The following is a 16,946-nucleotide window of genomic DNA, read 5'->3' on the forward strand; positions in this document are numbered from 1 at the left end:
ATATTAATATATGAAAAAGATAATTCTTCCGTTTTTCTGTGCAGTGGTTTTTGCTACACCGGCAATGGCACAAAAAACATCTACGGCTACTGTAAAAACTGCGGCTTCGGCATCTCAGATCACTCCGCAGCAGGTGATTGATAACTATCTCACCGCACTAGGTGGTAAAGCAAAGTTAGAGGCTGTAAAATCTACTATCATCGAAAATACCATTACTGCGCAAGGAATGGATATCAACTCGACCACCAAAAAAATGGGAAATAAATTCAAATCTGTTCAAACAGTAATGGGACAGGAAATGACTCAGGTGTTTGATGGCGAAAAGGGATACATGAATCAGATGGGAACTAAAAATGATATTCCTGCCAATCAGATAGAAGAACTAAAAAAGAGCAAAACAATTGATGCTTTAGGATATGAAGCTTCAAAGTTTCAGACTGTGACTGTAGAAAAAATTGATGGCAAAGATTACAATGTACTGTCATCAGATAAAGGAAAATTCTATTTTGATGCAGCTACAGGATTACTTTACAAAGCAGGAACAGGACAAGGAGACGCTATCATGAGAAGCTATATTACAGTAGACGGAATAAAATTCCCTGAATTAATAGAAGCTGAAGGAAACGGACAGAAAGTGACAATCAAAACCAATAAAGTTACTTTAAACTCAGGAGTGAGTGACGCCGATTTTAAGTAAAATAAAAATATTATGTTAAAAAGACCGGATTTATTCCGGTCTTTTCTGTTTTTCACCTGTTTCATTATAAACTTTAACGGTAATTTAACTAAAAAATGAACATTTAAATTTCTTATAATTGTGAATAATGTATATTTTTATCCCGCAAAATTTAAATGCTCACTATATGAAAAAAATTCTATTGTCATTAGGGGTTGTCTTTATGGCTTCAGCTAATGGATTCGCACAGAATATCCCGATGGATGCTTCTGTAAAGACAGGTACTCTTCCGAATGGTATGAAGTATTACATCAAAAAAAACACATTGCCGGAAAAGAAGGTAGATTTCCGTCTGGCAATCAATGCAGGATCTATTCTTGAAGACGAAAATCAGAGAGGTCTTGCTCACTTTATGGAGCACATGAACTTCAACGGGACCAAAAATTTCCCCGACAACAAGCTGGTAGACTTTCTACAGTCAATCGGAGTAAAATTCGGGCAGCACCTTAATGCCTATACAAGTTTTGACGAAACGGTTTACATGCTTCCCGTACCTTTAGACAAGCCAGGTAATCTAGACGCAGGTCTTAAAGTAATGGAAGACTGGGCATTTAATGCTACTCTTACTGATGAGCAGATCAACAAAGAAAGAGGAGTTGTTCTTGAAGAATTAAGATTAGGACTAGGTGCAGACAAAAGAATGTCTGATAAATATTTACCTAAACTTTTGCATAAATCTCAATATGCCAACAGATTACCAATTGGTAAAAAAGAAGTTCTTGAAAACTTCAAACCGGATGTGATCAGACAATTCCACAAAGACTGGTACAGACCAGATTTGATGGCGATCGTGGTCGTGGGAGACATCAATGTAGATGAGGTTGAGAAAAAAATTAAAGACAATTTCAGCAAATATAAAAACCCTTCTAAGCCAAGAGAAAGAAAAACATTTGATTTACCGAATCACCCGGAAACTCTTGTAGCAATAGAAACAGATCCTGATGCTACAAATTCTATGGTTCAGTTTATCATGAAAGATTCTGATGCTTACACCCCGGATGTTACGGTAGAGCAGTACAATCAGAGCCTTATTGAAAACGTTGCAACAACGATGCTGAATAACAGACTGAGAGAATTGGTGAATTCAAACAATCCGCCATTCACATTCGGATCTGTTTATCACGGTGGAACGTATGCAAGAACCAAAGAAGCTTTCCAGGGTTTTGCAATGGTAAAAGAAGGAAACCAGCTGAATGCACTGAATGTACTTTTAGAAGAAACCGAGAGAGCAAAAAGATTTGGTTTTACTCAAAGCGAATTAGACAGAGCAAAAGCTCAGATCATGTCTAATATGGAAAGATCTTACAACAATCGTGATAAAACAGAAAGCGATATGCTGGTAGATGAATATGTAAGAAACTTCCTTGAAAAGGAACCAATGCCGGGAATTGCCTGGGAATATGAAGATACCAAGAAATTTTTACCATCCGTAACATTAGCTCAAACCAATGAGATCATCAAGAAAATGGTAAAAGAAGACAGTCGTGTTATCGTTATTACAGGTCCTAAAAAAGACAACGTAACGATGCCTACAGAAGCGATGGTTCTGAAGACTTTCGATAATGTAAAAATGGCTGATCTTAAACCATACGAAGAAAAAGCAACAATCAAAAATTTAGTAAAACCTTTCAAATCTGAAGGTAAAATTGCTAAAACTGAAACTGATGCCAAATTAGGCACAACAACATGGACTTTAGGAAACGGTGCAAAAGTAACCTTTAAAAAGACCGATTTTAAAGACGACGAAATTGTTTTTTCAGCAAGAAGTCTTGGTGGAAACTCAATCATTCCTGATGCTGATTACAATAAAACTCAGTTTGCTTATCAGGCATTATCCGAAGCAGGTGTAAACGGTTTTTCAAAAGCTGATCTTACCAATTATCTATCAGGAAAACAAGTAAGCGTGAATCCTTCAATTGGAACTTTAACAGAAGGAATTTCCGGAAGAACCAGCCAGAAAGATCTCCCGACAGCAATGGAGTTGATTTATTCTTATTTCACAGGATTAAATTACAGTCCCGAAGCATTCAATGCTTATAAAACAAAGCAGTCTGCAATGCTTGACAATTTACTTTCAAATCCTCAGTTTTATTTTTCAAGCGAACATGCTAAATTCTTAAATCAGAAAAACCCAAGATTCATTGGTTATATTCCTTTAGAGAAAGACTGGGCAGCAACTGATTATAAGAAAGCTTACGATATTTATAAAGAGAAATTTGCGAATGCAGGAAATTTCCATTTCTATTTTGTAGGAAATATTGATGAGGCTACATTTAAAAACGAAGTTTTGCAGTATATCGGAAGCCTTCCTTCAACCGGAAAAGAAACGAAGTATAAAGATACAGGATACAGACAAGTATATGGTGACTATACCAAGGTTTACAAAAAAGGAAAAGATCCTAAGAGTATGGTGCAGATCGTGTATGCAGGAGAAGCTCCTTATAATGAGAAAGAAGCACTTGCTTTAGAAGCTTTAGGTGAAGTGGCAACCATCAAAGTAATTGAAAAGCTGAGAGAAGATGAGAGCGGAATTTATGGCGGTGGAGCGAGAGGTTATATGGCTAAAGTACCTTATAACAGTTATTCATTCAGCATCAGTTTCCCTTGCGGTCCTGAAAACGCTGACAAACTGACAAAAAGTGCTATCGCAGAACTTCAGAAATTAATTGATAAGGGTCCGGATCAGAAAGATCTTGATAAATACAAAGAAGGTGAATACAATGACGACAAAACCAATATGAAAGACAATATGTATTGGATGAATGCATTGACTAAAAACCAGCTGGACGGAAGCGACAAGTACGAAATCTTAAACTATCAGGAAAAAGTAAAAGCTCTGACTGTAAAAGACCTTCAGGATGTTGCCAAAAAATATTTGGCTAAAAACAGGATTGTTGCCACTCTCATGCCGGAAGACGGTTGGGAAAGCGCACCAAAAAAAGCTGAAACTACAACGGTAAAAGCAACTGTAGCAAAATAATTCAATAATCTTAGTCGATTAAATAAAAACCACCGCAGAAAAATTTCTGCGGTGGTTTGTTTTATGAATTGTTTTCAGATTTTCAAACTCAGACCCTCCAATTCTCTCACTCTATTTCTCTACAACACATCAACTTCCATACTCCTTTTTCCACTCTTCAGCTACTTCGCTCAGAGTAGAATAAAATTCTTCACCATATTTTCTGGTCAGAGGTGTTTTCAGGAACTTGTAGACAGGAACCTGAAGTTCTTTGCCCAAAGTACAGGCATCGTTACAAATAGGCCATTCATGATAGTTTAAAGCCGAGAAAGTAGAATATTCTGTAACTCTTATCGGGTATAAGTGACAAGAGATCGGTTTTTGCCAGTCTACAGCTCCATCTTCGTATGCTTTTTCGATTCCGCATTTGGTGATTCCTCTTTCGTCAAAGGTTACATAGGCACATTCTGCATCTTCAATCATTGGTGTTACATACATTCCGTCGGCGGGGTCGGTCGTCCATGTTCCCTGCTCTTCCAGAGCTTTTATTCCGGCTTCGGTAAGGTAAGGCTTTATTTTATCGAAAATATTGTCTAAAATGACAAGCTCGTCTTTATCCAAAGGAGCACCAACATCGCCTTCCACACAACATGCACCTTTACACTTGGTAAGGTTGCAAACAAATTCTTCAGAGAAAATATCTTCAGAAATTAATTTATCGTCTATTTGAATCATAATCTTTTTTTAAAATAAATTGAAATGGGTTCCGGCTTTAAAACCAATCAGACTGGCAATGATCAGCCACAAACTGACTTCCTGCATCCAGTATTTTGGTAAAAACCTCAACATTCTGCTTAGAATAATCGTTACAGGAAATGCCAGCAGCAGTAGATATTCATAATTGGTGTTCATGTACATCACAATACTCACTACCTGTGCAAACGAAAAAACAAGAAGGAAAGTATATTTGTATCTGCTCACAGGACTTTTTTTATTATAGTGTTTGAAATGGTCATAAATGGCATAGATCAGCATCAGTATAATTGGAGCCAAAGGCAATAGCTCTTTGTATTCTGTAATAAACCTCATTTTTCCGAAGGGTACATAATCTACATTCCAGTCATTGAAGTTCAAAAAAAACATCAGTGAAAAATAACTCAACGCTATTAAAGACATTCCAAGAATAAATCTGAAAATATTAAGACCTATTCTTTCTGAAGTAACGATCAGGTGAATCAGCACAAAGAAAATCATTGGCCATGTCGTTGGCAAAAAGATGAAATTTAAGGCTAAAATAGACCCTACCAAAACATATGATTTTTTTCTGAGATCTTCATCTGTACTGGTAAGAAGAAGCAAAAGAAACGAATTGGTAAGCAATGCCACAGCAATCCCTATGTCCAGTGCTCCGGGATAAAGACCAAATATAAAAAATGTATACAGAAATAAAGGCAGATGCGTCTGGTAATTAAGCGCGATTGTGTTGAAACAAAAATATCCAAGCGCAATCCCCAAAAATGTAATAACCGCAACGATTGCTTCGTACGTATTGAAATTCAGTATATTAAATATAATTACTACTAAAAGAAGAAAACCAATATAAACAGGAATTGAAAAAATATTGCTTTCTTTTGAAAGTAATCTAAACATTTTTTATAAATTTGTGCAAAGTTAATTTAAAAAAGGAAAATAATGACGTCTTTCTTTCTATTCTTAAGTGATGTTTTCAAATGGTCTTTTGGTTTTTTCACAACCTTTGGAAACGTACTCAACTGGATTTTATTCCTTGTTTGTTGCGTACTATTTACATATTGGTGCTATGTCTTGGTGGTAACACTTGGGGGAGACAAAGACAAAGAATATTATTCTCCGACTGAGGGTAAACACCCTTATTACGATCCTACGATCTATAAAAAAGAAGGTTAATTAATTGGTTATATAGTAAAAAGACCGGTCAATTTTTTTTGATCGGTCTTTTTTATGTTTACTTTTAATATTAATCGTGAATCGGAAGTACCAATACAGGAATCTTGGAACTTTTTGTAATTCCTTTTGTAAGACTTCCCACAAAAACATCATAAATTCCGCTTCTGCCATGTGATCCCATCACGATGAAGTCTGCATTCTTTGTGTCAGCATATTCCAGAATGATGTCTTTTGCGATACCTTGTTTCAAAAGATGTTCGCAGTCAATATCATGAGCAAGAATTCTCTGATTGATTTTATTGAGGAGTACCAGTTCTTCTCTGATTTCGTTTTCTTCAATTTCAGGAAAGTATTGGTAGCCCATATCCCCGATTGCAAAACCAATATCCGTAGGTGCTACGTGAATCAGATTGATTTTTCCGTTCACCTTTTTTGCAAATTCTATCGCTCCGTCTACAAGCTGGTCTGTTTTATCGCCAAAATCTACTGGCAGAACTATATTTATCATGTTTTCATATTTTTTAATTTGTCTTTTAAAGGTATGAAAAAATAGAAAGACTGAATGTTAAAAACTTATAATATTCTGATGTCTAAAGCTTTTTCTTCTTCAAGGTAGGCTTCCAGAATATCATTTTCAGAGACCTTTCCCACACCTTCAGGAGTTCCTGTGAAAATAAGATCTCCAACTCTCAATGTAAAGTATTGTGAAACAAAAGCAATAATATCGTCAATTTTAAACATCATATCTTTTGTGTTTCCGTGCTGTACTTTTTCTTTGTTTTTAAGAAGTGAAAATTGAAGGTTTTCAAGATCATAATTTTCTTTTTTAGAGAAATTTCCAACTACGGCAGAGCCGTCAAAACCCTTTGCCAGTTCCCACGGTAAACCTTTAGATTTCAAATCATTCTGAAGATCTCTTGCCGTAAAATCGATTCCTAAACCAATTTCATCGTAATGCTTGCTAGCTGTTTCTTTCTGAATATATTTTCCACCTTTAGAAATTTTAACGACAACTTCTAATTCGTAATGTACATCAGCAGAAAATTCAGGAATGTAAAAATCATTTCCTTTCAAAACCGCCGTATCAGGTTTCATAAAAATTACAGGCTTATCTGGAATTTCATTTCCCAGTTCCTTTGCATGCTCGCTGTAATTTCTTCCTATGCAGATTATTTTCATAAACTTTTATTTTTTTATTTTATTCATGTGTAAATTCATTCTCACAATAATAACACACAAACTTATGGCTCGAAATCAAAGAAATTCCAAAGAAACTCGTTGAGCTGTCGTCTCTGTAAATATGGTTGGAGCCACATTTAGGGCATACAAAATCAAACTTCGGATCTGCAACGGTGTGCTCCACTTCCAAAGAAAATTTGTTGTTCTCATGATAATCGGTCAGAATCTTTTCGGCATTCTCAAAATCATCTTCAAAAACCTGTAACTGGATTCCTCCTAAAGCCTGCGATAACAACCAATCTGACTGAATGGTCTGCTCGTTGGCTATAAAGCTCTGAATATCGTTTTCAGCTAAGATCTGTTTATCTCTGTTGGCTTCGAGAGCTGTTTCGTAAAATTTGAACTTAACTAAATCACTCATTTTTTTAAAATTTACTTGCTAACTGAATTTTTGTGAAGACTTTCTTCGTGTACAACGGGAAATCAGCATTCTGTAACCATCCGTAATAGCCAAGGTCTTTTTTGAAAACATCTTTTACGCCCTGTCCTTTGTATTTTCCGAAGTTGAAAACCTCGATGTTTTTATCATTAAACCCGATAAATCCTGCCAAGTCTGCATTCTTATTATGAAAACTGAATTCACTTAAAGCATTAATATCTTTCGGAATATCATCATATTTTCCAACCTGAGCATCCAGAACCTCAAAAGTTGCCAAAACATCAGCTTCCGCCGAATGTGCATTTTCTAAAGTTTTACCGCAATAAAACTGATAAGCTGCACCCAAATTTCTTGGTTCTTTTTTATGGTAAATCGTTTGTGCATCGACTAATTTGAACTTACTCAGATCAAAATCGAAATCTGCACGAAGCAATTCTTCCGCCAATAATGGAACATCAAATCGGTTAGAATTAAAACCACCCAAATCTGCGCCAGAAATCATTTCAACAACTTTAGATGCAATTTCTTTGAAAGTTGGAGCATCCTTTACATCTTCATCATAAATCCCATGAATCTCGCTCGATTCCAACGGAATTGGCATTTCAGGATTTACTTTCCAGGTTTTGCTTTCTCTCGAAGAATCTGGATTTACTTTCAAAATACAGATTTCAACGATTCTGTCTTTTCCCACATTGGTTCCTGTGGTTTCAAGATCAAATATACAAAGCGGTTTATATAGTTTTATGTTCATTTTATTAATTTGAAAATTTGAGAATGTGTTAATTTGAAAATGGAAAAAACTTCCAGTTCTCTACTTTAGTTGTTTCTGAAAGATTAAAGAAATTAAAATATAATAGAGAATCACCAAAGGAATTCCGACTGTTTTAAATATAATCAAAATAAGAATTGCACCAATCAACAAAGCTACTTTCGGATAATTATCCTGCAACTTCATTGATTTGAATTTCATGGCGATCATTTTAATTGGTGAAATTAAGAGCCAAGAACTAAGAATTGTTAAAATAATTGCAGGTAATAATCCAATGTTTGTTATGATATAAGATGAACCGAATTGATTATCAACTGTAGAAAATATTCCAGTTTGAAGAACATAGTAAATCCCAAAAATTAAAATAGTATTAGAAGGCGTATTCAAACCTTTAAAATAATATTTCTGATCTTCATCTAAGTTAAATATCGCCAGTCTTAAACAAGAAAATAATGTAATGAAAAAACCAAAATATTTAATCTCAAAAGGAAGATGCATACCGAAAAAATCATTTCCGAAAGGTTCAAGCATTTTAAACATTGCCAAACCGGGAATCAATCCGAAACTTACCATATCTGCCAAAGAATCAAGCTGAGTTCCCAAATTGGAATTGGCTTTCAAAGCTCTTGCCACAAATCCGTCAAAAAAATCTAAAATTAAAGAAAGAATAATACAGACTGCAGTCGTTTGATAATCGCCTAAAATCAGATGAACGGCTCCCACGCAACCGGAAAATAAATTTCCGAGTGTGATGGCGTTTGCCAGATTATTTTTAATGAAATTCATAAAGGCAAAATTACATTTTTTAAAAATTTTAACCTTAATTAATATGAACTAAAAATTACAATACTATGAATTTAACGTAAATTTGCAGCGCAAAATCACCTTTACAATTTTATATCATACTATACAGTCACATTTTGACCTTTAAAAACATTATATATCAATGACATTTTTTAAAGAATTTAGAAGACAAGAGGTCCTGGCGTTAGGTTACAGGATTTTTTTAGTCTTTGTTTTTTACCAGTTTGCCAGATTCTTATTTTGGTTTTTCAATAAAGATTTAATAAAAATTGACAGCGTTGCAGATTATTTCAGCCTTGCCTATCACGGGATTGCGTTTGATATGACAGCAATTTTGTATGTCAATTCGTTATTTATCCTTTTAAGTCTGATTCCTGTCGTTATAAATACCCGAAAGATTTATCAAAAAATTCTTTTCTGGCTCTATTTTATCACCAACGGGATCGCTTATTCGATGAATTTCGGAGATTTTATCTACTATAAATTTTCTCAGACAAGACTTACTTCTGCTGCTTTTCAGGTGGCAAAACATGAATCAAATATTTTAAAAGTTTTCACTGTTTCTACAAAAGAACATCCGTTTGTGATTCTCTGGTATATTGCACTGATGGCTGTATGGGTTTTCCTTTATAAAAGATTCAAAATTCGGGAAACTAAACCTGTAAAACTGATTCCTTATTTTATTCTTTCAATATTGATGATTTGTCTTTCTGCAGTTTTGATTATTGGCGGAATTCGCGGAGATTTCAAGCATAGTACAAGACCAATAAATTTAGTTGATGCCAATAAATTCGTAAAAACACCGCTTCAGGGAAACGTAGTTCTTAACAGTACTTTTTCGTTTTTCAGAACCTTGGGAAGCAATAATTTTAAAGAAGTGCATTTTGTTGATGAGAAATTTATAGACGAAAACATTTATCCTTATAAAATCTACGACAGACAAGTAAATGACAAACCCAATGTGGTGATTTTTATCGTAGAATCTTTCGGGAGGGAATATTCCGGAGCTTTTAATAAGGATAAAAATATTAAAGATTATGTTTCTTACACACCTTTTATCGACAGTCTGGCAAAAGAAAGCCTGATTTTCCCGAATACTTTTGCCAACGGCAGACAGTCGATCCACGGGATGAGCAGTATTTTGGCGGGAATTCCGAGTTTGACAGATGCTTTTACGAGTTCACCTTATTCTAATCAGAAAATACAGTCGATTGTCTCAGTCTGCAATGAGTTGGGTTATGATACGTCATTCTATCACGGTGCTCCCAATGGTTCTATGGGATTTTTAGGTTTTGGAAACATTCTTGGTTTTAAGCATTATTTCGGAAAAGACGAATACAACCACAATGAAGATTTTGACGGAATGTGGGCAATCTGGGACGAGCCATTCCTCCAATATTTTGCTAAAAATACAGGGAAAACAAAACCTTTTATGGCAACCGTTTTCACCGCTTCATCTCATCATCCTTTTAAAATTCCTGAAAAATACAAAGGAAATTTTAAAAAAGGCAATGTTGAAATGCATGAGCCGATGCAGTACACCGATTATTCAATCAAAAAATATTTTGAAACGGCAAAAAAGCAGCCGTGGTACAACAATACGATTTTTGTTTTCACAGGCGATCATCCCAACCAGATTTATTATCCGGAATATGAAAAAGCAATGAACCGATTTGCAGTTCCGTTGATTTTCTATTCGCCAAATCCGAAATTTAATTTAAAAGGAATCAATAATGAAGTTGCACAGCAGATTGATATTTATCCCACTTTGGCAGATCTGATCGGATACAATAAGAAAATCAGAAGCTGGGGAAGAAGTTTGCTGAGTGAAAAAAAATATCCCTCACTGATTGTAAATTCTGATGGAACTTCTGAGCAATTTATTATCGGAAATTACATTTATCGTTTTGACGGCAAAGAGATAACCGGCATTTATAATAAAAACGATTTGGGATTTGAAAATAATCTGAATGAAAAATTAAAATCTTCTGAGACAGAAAAAGGGAAACTGATTGCCAAAGCATGGTATCAGGATTATATGAATAGAGTGATGAATAGAAAGCTGAATTAATTTTAACCGCTGTTTAATTTTAAAAAAAGCTCTCTCCATTGTTATATATGCAAAGGATAATAAAAATTGTTGTATGTTTAAAATTTATTTCTATTTTTAACTAATCAACATTTAAGCAATCTATACATAAAATTAAACTTATTATAATATGAAAAAATTATTCGCTACAGTCGCACTTTCTTTATTCAGCGTTATGTCATTTGCGCAAATCGAGGGAAAATGGAAAACAATTGATGATGAAACAGGAAAACCTAAATCTATTGTTGAAGTGTTTAAAAAAAGTGATGGTAAATATTACGGCAAAATTGTACAACTTTTGATAAAACCAGAAAATAATAACTGTGTAAAATGTAAGGATGACCGTAAAAATAAGCCATTAATTGGTTTAGAAATAATCAGAGGGCTGTCAAAAGATGGTAACGAATTTGGTGGCGGAACCATTACCAACCCGAAAGATGGTAAAAGTTACAAGACAGAAATCGTAAGAGAAGACAATACCCTTAAAGTAAAAGCTCTTGTAATGGGAATTACAATGAAAACCCAGACTTGGCACAAAGTGAACTAATCACTTTAAAATAATATTAAATATAAGACAACTCGGCAATGAGTTGTCTTTTTTGTTATGTAAATAATAAATAATTACTATTTTTGTACTCTAAATTTTTCAAATAAATATGGCAGAATATACTTTTCGTGAAGTGATTGCGCAGGCAATGAGCGAGGAAATGCGTAAAGACGAATCCATTTTTCTAATGGGAGAAGAAGTTGCAGAATACAATGGTGCATATAAAGCTTCAAAAGGAATGTTGGATGAGTTTGGTGCTAAACGTGTAATCGATACACCTATCGCTGAGCTTGGTTTTACCGGGATTGCTGTGGGTGCTGCAATGAATGGTAACAGACCTATTGTAGAATATATGACATTCAACTTTGCTCTTGTAGGGATCGATCAGATCATCAACAATGCAGCAAAGATCCGTCAGATGAGTGGTGGTCAGTGGAACTGCCCGATTGTTTTCCGTGGTCCTACAGCTTCTGCAGGTCAGTTGGGAGCAACACACTCTCAGGCTTTTGAAAACTGGTTTGCCAATGTACCTGGTCTTAAAGTAGTAGTTCCTTCAAACCCTTACGATGCGAAAGGATTATTAAAAACTGCAATTCAGGATAATGATCCTGTCATTTTCATGGAGTCTGAACAGATGTACGGAGACAAAATGGAAATTCCTGAAGAAGAATATTACTTGCCAATAGGAAAAGCTGAAGTAAAGAGAGAAGGTACAGATGTAACTTTGGTTTCTTTCGGAAAAATCATGAAATTGGCAATTCAGGCAGCTGAAGATATGGCTAAAGAAGGTATTTCTGTTGAAGTGATCGATCTGAGAACCGTTCGCCCTTTAGATTTTGATACAATTCTTACTTCGGTAAAGAAGACAAACAGATTGGTAATTTTAGAAGAAGCGTGGCCATTTGGTTCTGTATCTTCAGAGATTACGTACATGGTTCAGCAAAAAGCATTTGATTATTTGGATGCTCCAATTAAGAGAATTACGACTCCTGATGCTCCCGCACCTTATTCGGCAGCATTATTTGCAGACTGGTTCCCAAAACTAGAGAAAGTAAAAGAGGAGATCAAAAAAGCAATGTACATTAAATCATAGAGAAAAACTTCCGAAAGGAAGTTTTTTCATTTATACAATGTATCAATATTTGATCTCAGGATCATAAATTTACTATACATTTGCGCATTCAAAAAAATAATCAGCTGACATGGCAGAAGTTACAGAAGGAGGTCATCATATAGATCTTAAAAAACTTTCATTCGTAGGAGTTCTTGTATCACTCGGAATTGTTTTCGGTGATATCGGTACATCACCGCTTTACGTTATGAAAGCAATTGTGAATGCAAGAGGAACTGAAAACAGTATGCCTTTTAATGAATATATTGAAGGTGCACTGTCTTGCATCATTTGGACATTGACCTTGCAGACAACATTGAAATATGTCATCATTGCCTTAAGAGCCGACAATAAAGGAGAGGGAGGAATTTTAGCTCTGTTTTCTTTAGTAAAAAACTTAAAGAAACGCTGGCTTTACCTGATTGCAATCATTGGAGCTGCAGCGTTGATTGCGGATGGTGTCATTACGCCGTCACTTACTGTAATGTCTGCCATAGAAGGACTTGAGATTTACAACCCCCATACACCGGTCGTTCCTATTACAATTGCCATATTGATCGTAATATTTGTTGTTCAACAGTTTGGAACGAGCTTCATTGGAAAATTCTTTGGACCCATCATGGTAATATGGTTTCTTATTCTGGGAGGACTGGGTATTTCTCATCTAAGCGAAAATTTTGAAATCTTAAGATCTTTTAATCCTTATTATGCCTATAAACTGATTGTAGATTCACCAAGTGCCATTGTTATTTTAGGAGCTGTTTTCCTTTGTACCACCGGAGCTGAAGCATTATATTCAGATTTGGGACATTGTGGTGCAAAGAACATCAGAGTAAGCTGGGCTTTTGTCAAGATAATGTTGATTTTAAACTATTTAGGACAAGGTTCATGGCTTCTCAGTAATTATGGTAAAGAAGGGCTGGTAACAATAAATCCTTTTTTTGGAATCATGGAAAGCTGGATGATCTTGCCGGGAGTTATTCTTGCAACAGCTGCGGCGATTATTGCAAGTCAGGCATTGATTACGGGTTCATTTACAATTTTTTCAGAAGCCATGTCTCTCAATCTATGGCCAAATCAAAAGATCAATTATCCTTCAGGTGTAAAAGGACAAATGTATATTCCCAGAATTAATTGGGGACTTTTGATCCTGTGTATTATTGTTGTTCTGCATTTCAGAGAATCCGGAAAAATGGAAGCAGCATATGGTCTTTCAATTACCGTTACAATGCTCATGACCACCGTATTACTGGTATTCTGGCTTTTGAAGAAGAGGGTGAATAAATTCTTCATTTTGATTTTTGCGCTGACTTATATGTCTATCGAATTAGGATTTTTCAGTGCAAACATTATCAAGTTTTTCGAAGGAGGTTGGATTACCGTTATATTAGCCGGATTTATTGGAATCTGTATGTACTCTTGGATTAACGGAAGATTAATCAAGGCTAAATTCATTAATTTCGTTAAAATCAATAAATACGTTTCTGTTATTAAAGATATGAAACTGGATGAGACGATTCCGAAATACTGTACCAATCTGGCTTATCTGAGCAGAGCCAAATACAACGATGAAGTAGAGGCAAAAATAATTTATTCGATTATAAAAAAACAGCCCAAGAGAGCAGATCATTATTTCATTTTAAGCATTATCAATCAGGAGGACCCTTATACTTTCAAATATACTGTGGACGAGATTTTGCCGGGAACAATCTATAAGGTTAATTTCCTTTTAGGATTTAAGATAGACAGAAGAATCAATGATTATTTTAATATGGTTCTCAAAGATCTCATGGCAGAAGGTACCATCCCATCAAGAAGCAGCCATCCATCTTTAAGAGCACACAATATTCCGCCCGATTTGAAGTATGTAATTATTGATAACACCTATATCAACGATATTCTTTTAACAGTAAAACAGAAAATCACCCTAAGTTTATACAACTTTGTAAAGTATATCGGAAGTGACGATTTTAAAGCATGGGGAGTTACGATGCATAACGTAGAAGTGGAATCAGCGCCATTGACGGAAGAAACAATTTCTGCAAACAAGATCGAACAATCCAACTATACCCGTCATAATTTTTAGAATATCAGGTGTATACTCTCTGAAGTGGTATATTTATTTAAATAAAAATCGATAAATTTGTAGTATAAATTTTTTGATGGATACTTTACAAAAAGAAAAAAATATTACTTTAATAAAAGATGTTTTAAGAAATTACCTTTTAGAAAAGGGCTTTCGAAATACACCTGAACGCTACACTATTTTAGAGGAAATCTATAATATGGATCATCACTTCAATGTTGATGACCTGTATCTTTTGATGATGCAGAAGAAATATCATGTTTCTAAAGCAACAATATACAATACGATAGAAATTTTCCTGGATGCAGGGTTGATCCGTAAGCATCAGTTTGGTGAAAAAACGCTGACTTCATCGTCTTATGAGAAGTCATATTTTGATAAGCAGCATGATCACCTTGTGATTTACAAAAAAGGTTCAGACAAAGAGATTGAAGAAATTATTGAGTTTTGCGACCCTAGAATTCAGGGAATTAAGGAAGCTATTGAAGAAGCTTTTGGCGTGAAAATCGATTCTCATTCGCTGTATTTTTACGGCACAAAGAATGATTAATCAAATGAAGATATTTCTTTTTCTGTTTATTTTATTTTCCACCTTCACTTTTGCTCAGGATAAATCTAAACCTGTGCAGAGAGATCCGTTTTTGCAGAACCCCGTAAAAAATCAGCCCCCTAAATCGAATCTTAATAATAAAGTGAAGATGATCAACGCTGATGAAATTAAAAAAGACACCAAATATGACGGAAACAGATATCTTGTCGGCAATGTAAAAATAGAACATCAAGGCTCTATTCTCACCGCAGATTTGGTGGTCATGTATGATGAAGAAAACTTTGTAAAAGCAATTGGAAATACAAGGCTTCAGAATCCGGACGGCTCTGTAATTACCGCTTCTGAAATGGAATATGACGGGAACACCCAAAAAGGCGTTGCCAGAAAAAATGTAGTTCTGAATGATCCTAAAGGTACTGTAATAAAAACCGAAATCATGTATTATGACAGAGGTTCAAACCTTGCGTATTATAACACAGGAGGAACCATCAATGACGGTAAAAGTACCACTTACTCAAAATCCGCCACCTATAATCTGGCAAACCGTACCATCAATTTAACAGACAATGTAAGAATTGAAGACAAAGATTATATTTTAGACGGGATCAATGTGGTGCAGAATCAGAATACCAACATCGTTGACATCAATGGGCCTACCACGATTACCAATAGAAAAAATCCTAAAAACAGAATCTTTACAGAAAAAGGAACGCATAACCTGAACACAAAAGAATCTTTTCTCAATAAAAATTCGAGAATTTATTATAACGACAAAATCCTTACCGGGGATGCTCTCTATTTTAATCAACTGACGGGTTTTGGGACAGCAACAGGAAATGTAACTCTGGATGATCCTCTGGAAAAAAGATATCTGAAAGGCGGCTATGGAGAAATTTTTGAAAAGAAAGATTCTGCGATGATGACCAAAGGTCCGTATGCAGTAAAAATTCTTGAAAAAGATTCAGTTTATTTTGCTGCGGAAAAAATACTTTCTTATCAAAAACCAGATTCAGCCAACATTAAAAAAAGTTATTTGAGAGCTTTCAAAAAAGCAAGAATTTATAAATCTAATGCGCAGGGAAGAGCAGATTCTATTGCTTTTAACGAAACCGACGGAGTGATGCACATGTATAAAGATCCGATTTTATGGAGCGGAGAAAAGCAGGTAACGGGCGATAAAGTTGAAGTATATTCAAATACCCAAACTGAAAATATAGATTCTATTAAAGTAATCGGAAATGGTTTTGCCATAAGCAAAGCAGATTCTCTGAATATGAAAGATGAGTTTAATCAGGTAAAAGGTAAGCTCATGGCAGTTTATTACGAAGGTAAAAACATTAAAGAGATCAAAGTAATCGGAAATGCTCAGGCAATTACTTATGATGATGATTATAACGAAAAAACCAAGCAGAACGAAAGAATCGGAATCACCCTTTCATCTTGCGGAATCATTGGTGCACTGTTTGAGCAACAGGAGCTGCAGATTATTTCCTGCAGTATCGGCGCTCTGGCTTCTACTTATCCGATGAGTAAAATAGGTCCTGATAAGAAGAAGTTTCCCGATTTTAACTGGAATACCAAAGACCGTATAAGAAAATGGCAGGATATTTTGGTGGATACTCCAAACTATGAAGAGATCAAATACGAATCTTCAGATACACTATTCAATCGAGCTCAAGAAATCATAGATAAACAAAAAGCCGAAGAAGAAGCTAAAAAGCCGAAAAGAGTTAGAAAATAAAAGAGTGAAA

At 35.1% G+C, this 16,946-nt stretch carries 16 protein-coding genes; 9 read left to right on the forward strand and 7 right to left on the reverse strand.

All coding sequences use genetic code 11. The annotated features are described in order from the left end of the window. Positions 1-10: 10 nt before the first annotated feature. Together AC4FQ5_RS07010 and AC4FQ5_RS07015 are read left to right on the forward strand one after the other, a co-directional pair. Positions 11-697, forward strand: a complete 687-nt coding sequence (locus tag AC4FQ5_RS07010; protein ID WP_491141929.1) for a hypothetical protein — start codon at positions 11-13, stop codon at positions 695-697. Between the two features lie 166 nt (positions 698-863). Then, on the forward strand, positions 864-3,716 hold the full coding sequence (locus tag AC4FQ5_RS07015) for a M16 family metallopeptidase (protein ID WP_491141931.1): 2,853 nt from the start codon (positions 864-866) through the stop codon (positions 3,714-3,716). 129 nt (positions 3,717-3,845) lie between these two features. Here the strand turns inward: AC4FQ5_RS07015 and AC4FQ5_RS07020 are convergent, their stop codons facing one another. Both AC4FQ5_RS07020 and AC4FQ5_RS07025 read right to left on the reverse strand, forming a co-directional pair. After that, positions 3,846-4,430 (reverse strand): DUF3109 family protein, encoded by a 585-nt coding sequence (locus AC4FQ5_RS07020; RefSeq protein WP_491141933.1) that lies wholly within the window; start codon positions 4,428-4,430, stop codon positions 3,846-3,848. A gap of 9 nt (positions 4,431-4,439) precedes the next feature. Continuing rightward, positions 4,440-5,345: a DUF6427 family protein gene (locus AC4FQ5_RS07025; protein WP_491141935.1), complete on the reverse strand. Its 906-nt coding sequence runs from the start codon at positions 5,343-5,345 to the stop codon at positions 4,440-4,442. A gap of 42 nt (positions 5,346-5,387) precedes the next feature. Here AC4FQ5_RS07025 and AC4FQ5_RS07030 point away from each other — a divergent pair, with 42 nt between their 5' ends. Beyond that, positions 5,388-5,621: a DUF6341 family protein gene (locus tag AC4FQ5_RS07030; protein ID WP_300355032.1), complete on the forward strand. Its 234-nt coding sequence runs from the start codon at positions 5,388-5,390 to the stop codon at positions 5,619-5,621. Positions 5,622-5,691: 70 nt separating this feature from the next. Here AC4FQ5_RS07030 and AC4FQ5_RS07035 read toward each other — a convergent pair whose 3' ends face one another. From AC4FQ5_RS07035 to AC4FQ5_RS07055, 5 genes are all read right to left on the reverse strand, one after another. Further along, positions 5,692-6,129, reverse strand: coding sequence for a universal stress protein (locus AC4FQ5_RS07035; RefSeq protein WP_491141938.1), 438 nt, complete (start codon positions 6,127-6,129; stop codon positions 5,692-5,694). A 65-nt stretch (positions 6,130-6,194) separates the two neighbouring features. After that, a complete protein-coding gene (locus AC4FQ5_RS07040; protein ID WP_491141940.1) occupies positions 6,195-6,800 on the reverse strand; it encodes a fumarylacetoacetate hydrolase family protein in 606 nt (201 codons plus the stop codon). A 19-nt stretch (positions 6,801-6,819) separates the two neighbouring features. Continuing rightward, entirely contained in the window at positions 6,820-7,221 is a 402-nt protein-coding gene (locus tag AC4FQ5_RS07045; RefSeq protein WP_491141942.1) for a putative signal transducing protein, read from the reverse strand. Positions 7,222-7,225: 4 nt separating this feature from the next. Beyond that, complete coding sequence (locus tag AC4FQ5_RS07050; RefSeq protein ID WP_491141944.1) at positions 7,226-7,990, reverse strand: exonuclease domain-containing protein; 765 nt, start codon at positions 7,988-7,990, stop codon at positions 7,226-7,228. Between the two features lie 60 nt (positions 7,991-8,050). Then, positions 8,051-8,794 (reverse strand): CDP-alcohol phosphatidyltransferase family protein, encoded by a 744-nt coding sequence (locus tag AC4FQ5_RS07055; protein ID WP_491141946.1) that lies wholly within the window; start codon positions 8,792-8,794, stop codon positions 8,051-8,053. Between the two features lie 160 nt (positions 8,795-8,954). Between AC4FQ5_RS07055 and AC4FQ5_RS07060 the strand changes: the two genes are divergently transcribed. From AC4FQ5_RS07060 to AC4FQ5_RS07085, 6 genes are all read left to right on the forward strand, one after another. Next, positions 8,955-10,883, forward strand: a complete 1,929-nt coding sequence (locus AC4FQ5_RS07060) for an LTA synthase family protein (protein ID WP_491141948.1) — start codon at positions 8,955-8,957, stop codon at positions 10,881-10,883. 148 nt (positions 10,884-11,031) lie between these two features. After that, positions 11,032-11,448, forward strand: a complete 417-nt coding sequence (locus tag AC4FQ5_RS07065; protein WP_491141950.1) for a DUF2147 domain-containing protein — start codon at positions 11,032-11,034, stop codon at positions 11,446-11,448. Between the two features lie 109 nt (positions 11,449-11,557). Continuing rightward, positions 11,558-12,541, forward strand: a complete 984-nt coding sequence (locus tag AC4FQ5_RS07070) for a pyruvate dehydrogenase complex E1 component subunit beta (protein ID WP_491141952.1) — start codon at positions 11,558-11,560, stop codon at positions 12,539-12,541. Between the two features lie 109 nt (positions 12,542-12,650). Continuing rightward, positions 12,651-14,645, forward strand: coding sequence for a KUP/HAK/KT family potassium transporter (locus AC4FQ5_RS07075; RefSeq protein ID WP_491141954.1), 1,995 nt, complete (start codon positions 12,651-12,653; stop codon positions 14,643-14,645). 76 nt (positions 14,646-14,721) lie between these two features. Then, a complete protein-coding gene (locus AC4FQ5_RS07080) occupies positions 14,722-15,195 on the forward strand; it encodes a Fur family transcriptional regulator (RefSeq protein ID WP_047444463.1) in 474 nt (157 codons plus the stop codon). Between the two features lie 4 nt (positions 15,196-15,199). Beyond that, positions 15,200-16,936 carry an OstA-like protein gene (locus AC4FQ5_RS07085; protein WP_491141956.1) on the forward strand — a complete coding sequence of 579 codons (1,737 nt, stop codon included), beginning with the start codon at positions 15,200-15,202 and terminating at the stop codon, positions 16,934-16,936. Positions 16,937-16,946: the final 10 nt, after the last annotated feature.

Source organism: Chryseobacterium sp. DT-167 (assembly GCF_058310155.1).

Bases quoted from the DNA above. Each gene is read 5' to 3' on its own strand.
- AC4FQ5_RS07010 (WP_491141929.1), top strand. From the start codon at position 11: ATGAAAAAGATAATTCTTCCGTTTTTCTGTGCAGTGGTTTTTGCTACA.
- AC4FQ5_RS07015 (WP_491141931.1), top strand. From the start codon at position 864: ATGAAAAAAATTCTATTGTCATTAGGGGTTGTCTTTATGGCTTCAGCT.
- AC4FQ5_RS07020 (WP_491141933.1), bottom strand. From the start codon at position 4,430: ATGATTCAAATAGACGATAAATTAATTTCTGAAGATATTTTCTCTGAA.
- AC4FQ5_RS07025 (WP_491141935.1), bottom strand. From the start codon at position 5,345: ATGTTTAGATTACTTTCAAAAGAAAGCAATATTTTTTCAATTCCTGTT.
- AC4FQ5_RS07030 (WP_300355032.1), top strand. From the start codon at position 5,388: ATGACGTCTTTCTTTCTATTCTTAAGTGATGTTTTCAAATGGTCTTTT.
- AC4FQ5_RS07035 (WP_491141938.1), bottom strand. From the start codon at position 6,129: ATGATAAATATAGTTCTGCCAGTAGATTTTGGCGATAAAACAGACCAG.
- AC4FQ5_RS07040 (WP_491141940.1), bottom strand. From the start codon at position 6,800: ATGAAAATAATCTGCATAGGAAGAAATTACAGCGAGCATGCAAAGGAA.
- AC4FQ5_RS07045 (WP_491141942.1), bottom strand. From the start codon at position 7,221: ATGAGTGATTTAGTTAAGTTCAAATTTTACGAAACAGCTCTCGAAGCC.
- AC4FQ5_RS07050 (WP_491141944.1), bottom strand. From the start codon at position 7,990: ATGAACATAAAACTATATAAACCGCTTTGTATATTTGATCTTGAAACC.
- AC4FQ5_RS07055 (WP_491141946.1), bottom strand. From the start codon at position 8,794: ATGAATTTCATTAAAAATAATCTGGCAAACGCCATCACACTCGGAAAT.
- AC4FQ5_RS07060 (WP_491141948.1), top strand. From the start codon at position 8,955: ATGACATTTTTTAAAGAATTTAGAAGACAAGAGGTCCTGGCGTTAGGT.
- AC4FQ5_RS07065 (WP_491141950.1), top strand. From the start codon at position 11,032: ATGAAAAAATTATTCGCTACAGTCGCACTTTCTTTATTCAGCGTTATG.
- AC4FQ5_RS07070 (WP_491141952.1), top strand. From the start codon at position 11,558: ATGGCAGAATATACTTTTCGTGAAGTGATTGCGCAGGCAATGAGCGAG.
- AC4FQ5_RS07075 (WP_491141954.1), top strand. From the start codon at position 12,651: ATGGCAGAAGTTACAGAAGGAGGTCATCATATAGATCTTAAAAAACTT.
- AC4FQ5_RS07080 (WP_047444463.1), top strand. From the start codon at position 14,722: ATGGATACTTTACAAAAAGAAAAAAATATTACTTTAATAAAAGATGTT.
- AC4FQ5_RS07085 (WP_491141956.1), top strand. From the start codon at position 15,200: ATGAAGATATTTCTTTTTCTGTTTATTTTATTTTCCACCTTCACTTTT.